Source organism: Fodinibius sp. SL11 (assembly GCF_052060035.1).
Classification (GTDB): domain Bacteria; phylum Bacteroidota; class Rhodothermia; order Balneolales; family Balneolaceae; genus Fodinibius.
The window spans coordinates 122,856-136,396 of record NZ_JBPOEA010000004.1 but is presented as its reverse complement, the minus strand read 5'-3'; the positions used below and the strand labels follow the sequence as shown (position 1 = coordinate 136,396).

9 protein-coding genes are annotated in these 13,541 nt (G+C 41.7%); 6 read left to right on the top strand and 3 right to left on the bottom strand.

Annotated features, from left to right (window positions below):
- Window positions 1-3 precede the first annotated feature (3 nt).
- The 5 genes from ACQ76V_RS07755 (at window position 4) to ACQ76V_RS07735 (ending at window position 6,592) form a co-directional block, all read left to right on the top strand.
- Window positions 4-1,464 (top strand): flavin monoamine oxidase family protein, encoded by a 1,461-nt coding sequence (locus ACQ76V_RS07755; RefSeq protein WP_441000001.1) that lies wholly within the window; start codon window positions 4-6, stop codon window positions 1,462-1,464.
- 7 nt (window positions 1,465-1,471) lie between these two features.
- Window positions 1,472-2,197, top strand: coding sequence for a c-type cytochrome (locus ACQ76V_RS07750; RefSeq protein WP_440999916.1), 726 nt, complete (start codon window positions 1,472-1,474; stop codon window positions 2,195-2,197).
- A 67-nt stretch (window positions 2,198-2,264) separates the two neighbouring features.
- On the top strand, window positions 2,265-3,572 hold the full coding sequence (locus ACQ76V_RS07745; RefSeq protein ID WP_440999915.1) for a D-tagatose-bisphosphate aldolase, class II, non-catalytic subunit: 1,308 nt from the start codon (window positions 2,265-2,267) through the stop codon (window positions 3,570-3,572).
- Between the two features lie 70 nt (window positions 3,573-3,642).
- Window positions 3,643-4,977 carry a Gfo/Idh/MocA family protein gene (locus ACQ76V_RS07740; RefSeq protein ID WP_440999914.1) on the top strand — a complete coding sequence of 445 codons (1,335 nt, stop codon included), beginning with the start codon at window positions 3,643-3,645 and terminating at the stop codon, window positions 4,975-4,977.
- Between the two features lie 19 nt (window positions 4,978-4,996).
- Window positions 4,997-6,592 (top strand): glycoside hydrolase family 31 protein, encoded by a 1,596-nt coding sequence (locus tag ACQ76V_RS07735; RefSeq protein WP_440999913.1) that lies wholly within the window; start codon window positions 4,997-4,999, stop codon window positions 6,590-6,592.
- Window positions 6,593-6,972: 380 nt separating this feature from the next.
- Here the strand turns inward: ACQ76V_RS07735 and ACQ76V_RS07730 are convergent, their stop codons facing one another.
- Together ACQ76V_RS07730 and ACQ76V_RS07725 are read right to left on the bottom strand one after the other, a co-directional pair.
- A complete protein-coding gene (locus ACQ76V_RS07730) occupies window positions 6,973-8,082 on the bottom strand; it encodes a hypothetical protein (protein ID WP_440999912.1) in 1,110 nt (369 codons plus the stop codon).
- 29 nt (window positions 8,083-8,111) lie between these two features.
- Window positions 8,112-8,291 carry a hypothetical protein gene (locus tag ACQ76V_RS07725; protein ID WP_440999911.1) on the bottom strand — a complete coding sequence of 60 codons (180 nt, stop codon included), beginning with the start codon at window positions 8,289-8,291 and terminating at the stop codon, window positions 8,112-8,114.
- A gap of 155 nt (window positions 8,292-8,446) precedes the next feature.
- On the opposite strand from ACQ76V_RS07725, the gene ACQ76V_RS07720 reads away from it, so the two are divergent.
- Window positions 8,447-9,559, top strand: a complete 1,113-nt coding sequence (locus tag ACQ76V_RS07720) for a winged helix-turn-helix domain-containing protein (protein ID WP_440999910.1) — start codon at window positions 8,447-8,449, stop codon at window positions 9,557-9,559.
- Between the two features lie 91 nt (window positions 9,560-9,650).
- On the opposite strand, the gene ACQ76V_RS07715 is transcribed toward ACQ76V_RS07720, so the two are convergent.
- A complete protein-coding gene (locus tag ACQ76V_RS07715) occupies window positions 9,651-13,316 on the bottom strand; it encodes a PAS domain S-box protein (protein WP_440999909.1) in 3,666 nt (1,221 codons plus the stop codon).
- Window positions 13,317-13,541 lie beyond the last annotated feature (225 nt).

The window sequence follows — 13,541 nt, the reverse complement described above, 5'->3', positions numbered from 1 at the left end:
GCTATGGATAGAAGAAGTTTCATAAAAAAGAGTTCGCTAGCTGGTATTGGTTTATCGACAATGCCTTTTAGTTTGATGAAAAGAAAAAATGATTCTTCTTCAAATCCTCGGGCAAGAAAGAAAGTTATTGTAGCTGGTGCGGGTATTGCTGGTTTGTGTTGTGCTTATGAGCTAATGAGATTGGGACATGAAGTCGTTGTGCTGGAAGCTGCTGGTCGATATGGGGGGACAGTGCTAACGGTTCATGATGGGTTGGCAAATGGGTTATATGCTGATTATGGAGCTGAAAACTTCACAAAACCCGGATACGAGAATTACTGGAAATATATTGAAGAGTTTGATATACCGGTACTTCCATATTTGCATCGCAAAAATAGGATGACGCGTGAGGGGGATGAGTGGTTAACACAGGCAGATCTCCAAAAGAAACGCAAAAAGCAACTGAATAAATTAGGTGGATTCACTGAAAAAGAATCCCGTTTCCTATCCTCCTATTCTTTTGAAAACCTGTCAACAAATTTAGAAAAACTCTATTTGGAACCCTATCTGGATAATTTTATCAATGAATATCAACCATTTGGGATTGGCTATGACCATCTGGATGAAGTCCCAATTTCAAAAATTTATAAGAATGAAGGAGCTTCCAAGGCCGCTCTTCAGGTATTGGGAGGTAACAATACCTCGGCACTCTATAAATTGTGGCAATCCTACATCAAAAAAAAGAGAGGGTATTGGGGGGAATATGATCTTTATCGAATTAAAGGGGGTAATGATGTTTTACCAGAAGAATTTGCAAAACGGTTAGATACTCGGGTAAAACTTGGTAGTAAAATATTAGAAATAGAACATGGGGAGACAGGAGTAACAGTTCTGTATAGAGAACTAGGACAAGAGAAAAATATGTCAGCCGACTATTTGGCCAACTGTCTGCCTGTATCTGCCTTACGAAATATTCTTATAAAACCGGAACTTCCTTCTAAAAAGAAATTTATTATCAACGAGATTTCATATGAACAGAAATCAAGGATTGTATTCCAAGCGCGTACTGAATTTTGGAAGAAAGATGATATTAGTATTAATCTGACTTTTAATCATCCTCACTTACGTACGATTTGGCAGGTAGCCGAAGAAGTAGATACTCCTAGGGCTGTATTGATGGCTAAAGTTTCTGCTGGTACAAATCCTCTCCGCGCACTTGAAGTATTCAAAGAGTATTATCCAGGCGATAAGTCGAATATCAACATAGAACAATTATTGGTGAAAGATTGGTCAGTAGATCAGTTTACTCCTGGATGTGAAAGGGGCGGTTTTTCTATAGGCGATTTATCGAAATTTTGGCCCCACCTTATTGAACCATATGGGAGAATTCATTTCGCAGGGGGCTATGCGGATAATAGAAGCTGGGGAATGGAAGCTGCAACAAATTCGGCTAACAGGGTAGCAAAGGAAATTAATCAAGCCTAGTGATTATATGAAAACTTTAATCATAATGGTTGCTTCAACTTTAGGGTTTATGATATTATCCCAAGCAGAATCGGTTTCAGATAAAAGGAGAAGTTTAGGTTATCAAATAAAACCCACTGTCAAGTTATTGCTTGCAGATGATGATAAACGTGGGTCCTGGAATTCTCAAATCCGTTATGAAATAGAAGTTCGTGATCCTATCGACGGTAATTCAAAGTATGGTGAAATTAATTCCCAGCAGGTATTTTTGAGTATCAGATTTTTCCCCAATGCTGTTGACTCGGCATTTTTTGGTCACACAGAAGAGCAGAAAAGGTTGACAGATCACTCGGGTTTAACCTTAATGGGAAAAGGAGGTTGTTTTAACTGCCATGCAGATAAAAATAGTATTACAGGCCCTTCTTTTTCAGAAATCGCTATTGCATTTAACAAAGGAAAAAGGAGTAAGCAGGACCAAGTGCAAAGTATTCTTAAAGGTTCTGAAGGGCAGTGGGGTAATATGGCGATGCCTGCCAATCCAGAGTTTTCTGAAGGAGAAGCCATAAAGATGGTTGAGTACATCATCAGACAAGGTAAATGTGAGTATTGTTGGGTGTATACAGGTCTTGAAGGGGTTTTAAAAATTATTGAAGCTCCGAAAAACATTGATACTGGCTTATTCTTATTAACAGCTAGTTATACCTCTTCAAATGAAGAACAAGGTAAAGATTCAATAGCATTGAAAATAAGATGAAATAGGTATTTTTCTGCAATTTGGAAAAATTGCTAGAATAAAAATTAAAGTATAAATACGATTATTAATGAATAACTATTTACTTAATCTAGCTAATAAACGAGATGGAATTAAAGCGAATGGAATTTACTCAGTTTGTTCTTCTAATGAATATGTGCTTAAAGCATCGATAGTAAAGGCTAAAAAAGATGGTAGCTTTCTATTGGTAGAACCAACTGCCAATCAGGTAAATCAATATGGTGGTTACACAGGCCGCACGCCACAAGAGTTTGTCGATTACATAACTAAATTGGTGAGGGAGGTAAACTTCCCAATAGATAAATTAATTTTGGGCGGAGATCATTTAGGGCCTAACCCGTGGAAATCAGATCCCGCGGAAGAAGCGATGGAGAAATCACGAGAGTTAGTTAGGGCTTATGTTAAGGCAGGTTTTACAAAAATTCATCTAGATACAAGTATTCCCTGTGCCAATGATGATGTGAAGCCAGGAGTCCCCATGGATGATGAAATTGTAGCAAAAAGGTCTGCTGAATTGTGCAAAGTTGCTGAAGAGACATTTCAAGAAACCAACCAAGACTCCATTAAACCTGTTTATATAATAGGTACTGAAGTCCCAATACCGGGAGGGGCAGAAGGATCGATTCATGATATCGAGGTTACCAGTGTTGAATCTGCAAAAAAAACTATTGATATAACAAAAAAGGCTTTCTTGGATAAGGGGCTTGATGATGCTTGGAATCGGGTTATTGCCCAGGTCGTACAACCCGGTGTTGAGTTTGGGAATAATGATATTGTACCATACGATCCAAAAGAGGCTTCCGATCTTTCAAGTTTTATAAAAAGTCATGATGGAATGATGTTCGAAGCCCATTCTACCGATTATCAAACTTATAGTAGTCTGAAAGGACTGGTACAGGATGGTTTTAGAATTTTGAAGGTAGGGCCTTGGCTCACATTTTCTTTCCGAGAAGCAATATTTGCTTTAGCACATATTGAAAGAGAATTATTATCACAAAATGAATCGGTAGAGCTTTCTAATATTAGAAGTGTGTTGGAGCGTGTCATGGTTGAAAATCCAGAATCTTGGGAAGATCATTACGAAGGAGATAACGATAAGTTGAAATATCTTAGAAAATACAGTTACAGTGACCGGTCAAGGTATTACTGGCCAAATACGTCAGTTAAAAAAGCTTTGGAAAAATTATTCAAAAACTTAGAAGACCAGAATATTCCCTTACCACTTTTAAGTCAATATCTGCCAAGTCAATATGAAGCCATTAAAAAGGGTGATTTAAGCAATGATCCCAATGATATTGTGCTTCACAAGATCCAAAAAGTTATAGGTATATATGCCCATGCTACAAATCAAGCATAATGAAAAATGTAATCTAAAAACTATTTATCAGTACTGATTGCAAAATGATAACAAGTAAATATGTATTGCCATGAGTAACGATATAAATCGGAAAGATTTTCTAAAAACGACAGCTTTAACTGGTCTTGGACTTTCAATAGCCCCTTTTTCTATTCTTAAAGGAAATGATGATCGAACCATTTCTCTAGGTTTTTTAGGGGTAGGGGCTCGAGGCTCCGGACATCTTCGCGGAATGTTAAATCGTGATGATGTTGAGGTTAAGGCAATTCTGGATCCTAAAAAGGAAAACCTAAAAAGGGGGTTAGACCTTGTAGAAGATGCGGGACAGGATAGGCCAGAGGGATATTCTAAGGAAGAGGATTACAGAAAGCTTTGTGAAAGAGATGATCTTGATGGTGTAATTATTTCATCGCCCTGGAAATTCCACACTCCTCAAGCTATTGCTGCCATGGAAAATGGCAAATATGTTGGGGTTGAAGTTCCGGCTGCGCTAACGGTAGAGGATTGTTGGGATTTAGTAGAAACCTCAGAGCGTACCGGCATGCCGTGCATGATGCTCGAAAATGTATGTTATCGTAGAGATGTCATGGCTGTTTTAAATATGGTCCGGGAGGGGCTGTTTGGAGAAATGATACACGCGCGGTGCGGATATCAGCATGATTTAACTCCTTATCTTTTTAATGATGATTTAGAATTTGGTCCCGGAACAGGAAGTGTATCCAGCTGGCGTACCAAGCATTACACAAAAAGAAATGGGGATCTTTATCCAACCCATGGGATAGGTCCTGTTGCTCACTGGTTGGATATTAATCGTGGTAATCGATTTGTAAAACTAAGCTCAAATGCCACAAAAGCAAAAGGCTTAGAAAGCCATATTGAATATTATGGAGGCGAAGATCATCCAAATGCTGAAGTAGATTGGAAGAATGGAGATATTATTACAACTACGCTAACGACTTCAAATGGTGAAACTATACTTGTTACCCTTGATACTACACTACCAAGACCATACTCACTTGGATTTAGGGCGCAGGGTACCAACGGAATCTGGCAGAAAGATAATGACTCAATCCATATTCGTGGACGCAGTGAGCCTCATAGCTGGGAAAAGTTTAATAAATATCAGGATGAGTTTGATGCAGATCTGTGGAAACGTCATGAACGTGAAGCGGAAGGTTCTGGACATGGAGGGATGGATTATTTTGTAAGGAATGCTTTTGTAGAGTCTATCAAGAATCAAGCGCACACCCCCCAAGATGTTTACGATGCAGCAACTTGGAGCGTTATTTTTCCACTTTCAGAAAATTCAATAGCTCAAGGTGGTGAGCCGGTTGAGTTTCCAGACTTTACTAGTGGAGAGTGGGTTGATAATACACAAATATTTGATCCCAACGCTAAATTTTAATCAATTTAACTTTTTTACTATGCTTAGAAAGCAAATAGGTGTATTATTAATCTTCTTATTTCTGGGGTTTGGTTGTTTTGAAGTACAAGCTCAAGATACCCTTTCGCTAAAAATGGAAAAAAACGAGTACTGGTGGGGTGGAGTGAGTTCGGATAGCCATTTAATGCCCTACTCCTCTTCGACTTCTCTAAAGCGTGATTTATTAGGGAATAATTATGGGAACCAGGCCCAACCACTCTTACTTTCAAGTCATGGAAGGTATATTTGGTCGTCTAAACCTATTGCCTATCATTTTGATAAAGGGTCCATTAAGGTCACCAGTGAGTATGGCGAGATAAAAGCTGGCAAGCAGGACAATAATCTGCGAGAGGCGTTTCAGTTTAGCAAAGAACAGTTCTTCCCTCCACAAGGTGAATATCCCAACGCTCTTATGTTCACCGCTCCCCAATATAATACGTGGATTGAGTTAATGTATGATCAGAACCAGGAAGATATCTTGGAATATGCTCGTAATATTATTGACCAGGGATATCCACCCGGGGTAATTATGATTGATGACAATTGGCAGAAAGATTATGGGGTTTGGAAGTTTTCTTCAGAACGCTTTTCGAATCCAAAAAAAATGATGGATGAACTCCACAAGATGGGTTTTAAGGTAATGCTATGGGTAGTCCCATTGGTGAGTCCAGATTCTCGCGTATATCGTGATCTGGCTGAAAAAGATATGTTGCTGAATAATTCACATGAAGAGCCTGCGATGATTCGTTGGTGGAATGGCGTAAGTGCTGCTTTAGATTTAAGCAACCCTGATACCCAGTCGTGGTTCAAAGGTCAGCTCGATTACTTGGTCAAAGAATATGGGGTTGATGGTTTTAAGTTTGACGGTGGAGATACCCATCATTATCAGGGAAATTTAAAATCTCATAAGCCTTCACTACCCAATGACCATACCCGTTATTTTGCAGAGATTGGATTGGACTATCCGTTGAATGAATATCGCGCCTCTTGGAAAATGGCTGGATACCCATTAGCCCAAAGATTACGAGATAAAGATCATAGTTGGGAGGATCTGCAAAAATTGATCCCTGGTATTGTTGCTCAAGGATTGATGGGATATGCTTTTACCTGTCCTGATATGATTGGAGGAGGTCAGTTTACGGCCTTTTTAGATGAATCAACGATGGATGAGGAATTGATTGTTCGTTCAGCCCAAGTCCATGCGTTAATGCCCATGATGCAATTTTCAGTTGCTCCTTGGAGGATTTTATCCCAAAAAAATCAACGGAGAGTGAAGCAGATGGCAAAGCTTCATTCTAAAATGGGGGATACTATTCTAGAATTAGCAAAAGAGTCTGCACAAACTGGTGAGCCTATCGTTCGGCCCATGGCTTATACATATCCCAATAGTGGCTACGCAACAATAAAAGATCAATTTATGTTAGGTCCCGAGATAATGGTTGCTCCTGTAGTACAAAAAGGTCAACGAAAGAGAACAGTTAAGATTCCAGAAGGCACTTGGAAAGCAGAAAATGGGAATATTTATGATGGGCCTACTACAGAAAATATTGATGTACCCATAGGAAGGCTGCCGTGGTTTAAAAAAATTACTCCCTAAATTTATAACTAATCGATAGGAATTAAATTAAAGGGTTTTTTTATGTTTTACTAGGGCGGGGGGTAGATCAAGGTTAACTCAGTTCTTGCCAAAATGAGCCTCATTGGGCACCCCATGGGCCAAAACCAGGGTCCGAAAGCGATGTTGATTTAAAAAATTGGCCCCTCAAAAAAGCATACCCTGTTATATAAAAGTACCCCTGGGTACTAGGATCAGATTTACTTTTACTATTTTTTATTGTCTCATAAAAAGCGAAGTTTTACTTGTCACTACTGGTCAGGACTGATGATGATACAATTCACAGAAATATCTGTGTTTATAAGTATTATCGCTTTTTGATTCAATATTTGTAATGTGCCTATAAAGTTGTATTCAATTGTTTAAATAAATCCAAATAAGGGCGGTAAAGCGATTGCAACAATTGCTGCCCATCCCGCATAAACCGGAAGGTAGTCCGTCTGCCATTGTTCGATCGACTGAAATGATCCACGCCCACTGAGGAAGCGTATGTAAAGCACCGTAGACCAGGCTAAGTTCACTAGAAGAATGATATTCATCCCCAGGGCCGCCAGGCGATTCGGCGTAAACCCCAATTCAGTAATTCGCTCGGTGATTGCCCATAGGGCTACCACGTCAGCCAGCAATGCACTCACCAGCAGCACAACCTGTACCATATCGAATGCACTAGGAGAAGAGTTGGGATCACGAGAAGAGATGCTATACAGCAGAAGTCCTATTATAATCAACAGAAGCATATCAAAAGCAATGAGGATGTCCCGCTCGATATCCATGCCACCGCCGGTCCATAGCATCGTGCCCAAGAATGTGATCAGTATGATGGCGAAAAGGGGAGAGAAGAGACGTGCCAGTACGGGCGCGATATTTTCGGTCATGCTTTTTCGAGTTTCCACAAGCCACGAGGCAACAATTACCCCGCCGGTGGCTCCGCAGGGCAATAGCCAAGACTCAAAAACTGGTTCGATATCGATACCAATGGTCCCAAAGATCAACGCCATGAAGCCCGACAAGACGCCTCCACCGAGGGCGAGTAGCACAAAGTAAATGAACAGTTCCCCGGAGAATCGAACGAACTCCATGCGCCTGCCGGGCTGATGCCACCGCCCACCTGCGTAGGCGATGCCTACAATCAGCCAAAGTGCGATGGGCAGATGAAGTGCCAAGAGGACTTCGGTATCACTTCCCTTATCAAATGGATAACTGTTCGCAATGATCCCAGCTGCAATAAAGGCAATTGCCAGGCCAATGAGCGTTTGAGCCCCCAGTTGGCGTTTCCAGATAAAATAGCCGGTCAACATTGGAAGCACGAACAGGCTCATATTCCGGAGGTAAAAACTTTCGTGCTGATCGAGGTGAATGCCAAAGAGTGCAGGGATCTTTATGAGCACGGCCGCTGCCAGTGCTAGGGTAAAGGCGAGAATTGCCTCATTGCGGGCATTTGTCCGGTTGGTCAATGTATCGAGTAAAGCCATTTCTGTCATTTTATTTAAAATTAGTGTTGTTACCGCTGAGATTTGAAATACGTAATAAGCAACCACCCCGTACCGAATGTAATGAGCAACAGGGGTAGGGCACCGAGTTCTCCCTCTACCGCAATCATATAGATTACTAGTAGAATACCGACCGTAATAATCAATCCTGATAATAATTTGTGAAGCTTAACCCTGTTACTGGTATCCATATTAGGTTGTTAGAAAAAGTAGATGTTAGATTTTGATTGTTATATTGAAAGTCTGTATTACATACCTTCAATGGTATATTATCTTTAGCTAATATAGAGATGCGTCGGCTGAGCTACGTGAGCGCGGTATAATATTTTTGTGAGCAATTATAATTATGTCTTCTGAACCCTATTCTCATTACCGATTTGATGATTTTGATCTCGATGTGGAAAACCGGCAGCTCTGGCAGGATGGCCGGCAGGTTGAACTGAATGGTCGCTACTTTGATGCCTTGGTGCTTCTTGTCCAAGAACATGGGCAGCTTGTGGAGAAAGACCAATTTTTCTCAGAGGTATGGGACGATGTTGTAGTAAGTGATTCGGCACTCACGCAGTGCATAAAGGAGATTCGCAAGCAGTTGGGGGATAATGCTTCCAATCCCCAGTACATACAGACGGTACCCGGCTATGGCTACCGATTTATCGGATTAGTGAAGACCAATGCTTCTTCCAAGGGTGCACAGGATGAGCCCGCTTCATCAAGCACATCAGAAACGCCTATATCTAAATCAAATAAGTTATATCCGCTGAATCGGGGTGTGCTCATTGGCGGCGCTGGTACCACCGGAGGTGTTCTAGCTGGCTTGTTAGGAGGTTTGGTGTATGGATTCGGGCTGGCTTATGCTCCTGGCGATACTGGAATGGGTGTCATATCGATGCTGTTGGTCCTTATCGCTCTTAATATAATTATCGGAGGGATGGGGGGTTTAGGAGTGAGTTCTGGTATGGCCATAGCAATCGTCTCGACAAACGGGGAAAAGATATGGACAGTTATTGGCGCTGCCGTTGGTGGATTAGTGATAGGCGGGCTGGCAAAACTTCTGGGCGTCGATGCTTTTACCCTCCTCTTTGGCATGTCACCGGAAGGTATTACCGGGGGCCTGGAAGGAGCGGCATTAGGTGCTGCGGTAGGAATAGGGGTAACAATCGGTGGGGGTTTTGATTCGCCCCGTTCCATACGACCAGTGGTAGCTGCAGCCAGTGCTAGTGGAATAGCCGGGGTGCTGATATCAATGGCTGGTGGACGTCTTATGAGTGGAAGCTTGGATCTTCTAACGGGTTCTTTTACCGACTCGCAACTCCAATTCGATGCCTTTGGGCGCTTCTTTGGGGAACCGAATTTCGGTTTTATCACCGAGACCGTTTTGGCTGGTGTTGAGGGTTTTTTGTTTGGGGCCTGTGTAGTTGGGGTTATAATATGCTTTCAGAGATGGTTATTAAGGGATTAGATCAGGTGTTGTAAAACACCTCTTTTAGTCGCTTGATATATGCTAGGTAATAAATAGAGGAGAATTAAGAAAATTTGATAGTACCTTGAAATTAAGTTAGAAGAGAACTTCCCGATCCTTTTGTATCTCTTTTTTGAAACGTTAATTTAAAATGCGTTTTGCCATTATCAGATTCATACCTATAATCTCCCTCTAATTGTTGCGATAGGGTATCGATGAGTTGTAGTCCCAGTGAACTGGCATTCTTTGAAATTTGAAAATCTGGTGGCAGCCCTTTCCCATTATCTGATATTTGAAGGGTTACCGTGTCACTTTCTTTTTTCATCTCTAGCCGAAGTGTTCCCTGGTCCTTTTCGTCAAATGCATGCTTAAAAACGTTCGTAATGACTTCATTAATAATAAGGGAAACCGGTACGGCTTGATTGATATTTAGTTTAGTCTCCTCTAAGTCATATGAAATATCCAAATCAATCTTGGGTTGAAACGTTTCAGCAATATTTGTTACTAATTTTCTAATGTTTTTGCCGAATTCTACGCTTGAAAGGCTATTTGATTGATAGAGCAGCTCGTGGATCGTTCCCATAGTTTGAATACGGCTAACGCTGTCAGTTAACTTTTGTCTAAGCACTTGGTCGTCTTCATCGAAGGCCTGGAGCTGCATCATGCTTGAGACCACGGCTAAATTATTTTTCACCCGGTGATGGATTTCGGCCAGGAGAGTGTCTTTCTCTTTTAGGGATTCATGCAAAGCCCGCTCATGCTGTTTTCGTTCTGTGATGTCAGAAAAAGCGATCACGGCTCCCATTATCTCTCCATCTTCAACCATAGGACTGGAAGTGTACTCTACGTCAAAACAAGAGCCGTCGGCTCTCCAGAATACGTCATCGGTGACCCTACAGCTTTCATGGTTGTTTTTTGAAATAAAAATAGGGCATTCCGATTCAGGATAGTGCTCGCCATTCGCATATTTATAATGAATTAACTCATGCATATTCTTGCCTATACACTCCTCCGCTCGGTAGCCCAACATATTGGAGGCAGCGTTATTGATAAACGTACATTTTCCCTCCGTATCGAGACCATAAATACCCTCCGCAGTAGATTCCAAAATCAATTGATCTTTTCGATTGATTTCTCTGAGCTGCTTCTCACGTTCTTTTTGTTCTGTAATATCAGTCAATGTGCCGCGCACTTTCATTCCTTGCCCACCTTCGTCGCGTTCAATGACACGACCGGTCACAGATAGCCAATGTATTGAACCGTCGGGGTAACCTACACGGAAGTCAAAGCTATAATCATCGGGCCCGCCCGGGGCTACAGCATTTTGAATATAGGAATGAGAATACTCGCGGTCTTCGGGGTGGGTGGCATTAAGGAATGTATTGATATCCCATTTGTCTTGCCACTCAAGCCCATATAACTGATCGTGATTCCTAGAGCGAGACATGGAATTGGTGTTGAAGTCATATTCCCAAACGGCAATATCTGCCTGTTCGGTGGCCAGGCGCAACCGCTCCTCGCTTTCAGCTAACTTCATTTCATACCGCTTGCGATCGGTAATGTCCAAAAAAGTGACAGCGCACTGTTTGGGCCCAGCCGGAAAAGCAGAAATGTTATAATAATTTCCTAACAGTTCCGAGCCTTCTTCGAACTGAGTCGTTTTTCCTGTGAGTGCAACATTTGAATACGTGCCAATCCAATCGGCTTCATCCTTTTCTATGCCCGGTAACACCTTTGTAAGGCGCTTGCCAATAGCCTCTTCTAAATTCAACCCGGTAGTTTTGGCAAAAGCTTTATTGGCAGCAAGTATAGTAAGGTCGGCCGGGTCGTCATGTTTGTTCAGAACCACTTCAAAAAGCACGAAACCGGTATTCATGTTTTCAAATAACGTACGGTACCGAGCTTCGCTTTCCTCGGCTTTTTTTCGGGCTTTTTTTAATTCCTGTTCTCTTTTTTTTCTATCATTTATGTCTTGGAATACCCCATAAACTCGTTGGCATTGCCCATCGACTATTTCCGGCTCTCCTTTCGAACGGACCCATCGCTCGTTTCCGTTGGCGGTAACGATTTGTAGTTCTTCGTCCCAAGGCGTCCCGTCTGCGGTGGCTTGTTCAACCGCTTCTTTGATGGTTGTCCGATTCTCTCCTTCCTTGTAAAAGTTGATGGCTGTTTCTATATCAGGTTCAAAATCCGGATTAACCTCGTGAAGTTCTTTGGTAATGGGCGACCAATACAAGGTCTCTGTTTCCAGGTCTAATTCCCATGCTCCGATGCGGCCTATACGGTATGCTTGCTCAAGGAGTTGTTCCAGATCCCGCTGTTCCGTCACGTCCCGCAAGGCGCCTATCATACGAATAGCATCACCGTCTTCATTGTGGATGATATACCCATTTTCGACGACATGGGCATATTCGCCATCAGATTTCTTAAACCGGTATTCATGTTTCCAATAATGCTTGGAGGGATCTTCCAAGGTACGATCAAGGGATTCCTGAGCTTCAGAATGATCCTCTGGATGCACAAACTGGGTATACTCGTCCAATGTATAGTTATTTGACCCTGGATCATGACCGAATAAATCGCTGAACGCTTCCCCCAAGAAAAGGCTATCATCTTCTATATCCCACTCATAAATAGCATCATTCGTGGCTTTCGTGACATATTTATAGCGCTCCAGGGTTTCTTGCAGTTGCTCTTCGTATCGTCTTTGCTCAGTTATATCCGTTAAAGAGCCGACAATGGCTATCGTTTTTCCATCTTCTACTACAGGAGCCTCATTGACACGCACCCATATTTTTTCGCCCGTTTTCTTTTTGAGCTGTAAGTCATAAGGGGGTTGTGGCTGGCCGGTTTTAATAGCTTTATCGGCATATTTCTTTGCCTTTTTATTAATAGGATGATCGGTTAAAAATTTGGTCCATTTTTGTTTTGCCTCTTCAGGGGAACAGCCTAAAAATTCTTCGGATTGTGGGCTTACGTAGGTAAGCTTGTGATCAGGACTGTGCCGGTAAAACAGATTGGTACTGTGGTCGACAATATCCTGCAGTTTTTGCTCGGTATCTTTGCGCTCGGTAATATCGCGAAAGATTAAGCTTGTTCGCCGTTCGCCCTGCGGATTCGTATAAACCGATGAAGTTAACTGCACAGGAATCTTCCGACCAGAACGGTGAATAAATGTTAATTCCCCAGAAAATTCATCGGTACGACTGCGTTTTTCCAGAGCCTCCTGAAGTTTGTCATCCTTATGGACAATGCCCTCCCTACCTAATTCGATAATCTGCTGTTCCGACATCCCTAAGATGTCACAAGCCGCTTGGTTGGCTTTGAATATTTCTCCGTCGGGACCAGTAAGCATGATCCCATCCAGACTATGTTCAAGCAGCAGCTGTAATTCGTGCTTGTATTGAATTTTGTTGGTGACATCGTGGACAGTAACGAGCTTGTATTTATTGTTTTGATACGAGATTGGATGAGAAAGAACCCGTACATAAAGGATGTCTCCATTCTTTTTTTGATGCTTCCAAATACCGGCCTCGCTAAAGCTATCTAGTTGCTTGGCGACTTCCTCTTTTAGTTTCGGGATCTCGCTTTCAGGACGGAGATCAGCAATGGTTAAAGAATTGAATTCATCTTTTGAATATCCATAGAGGGCACAGGCCGCGTCATTTGCTTGTTTGATCGAAAGGTCCTCGGGATCATAGACCCACATGGGATTGGGATTGTCGGCAAATAAAAAAGCAATATTTTTGATGTCCATAGTAAGCGGTCATTAGGAATGCTCTCTTAGGCAAAGCAGTATTGGATGTGTATTATTAAGGATCCAACTAACCATTTATATCTTAACTTTTTTAGTATATATTGAAAATGGTGCTATGTAAAGGAGATATTTCAGCCATTAATATCAGAGATAAATAGTGAGTAAAAAGAATATAGTAGTTAGTTGTTTTGTCTCTCTTGTTTAATATTTTAAGCCTATTGAAAG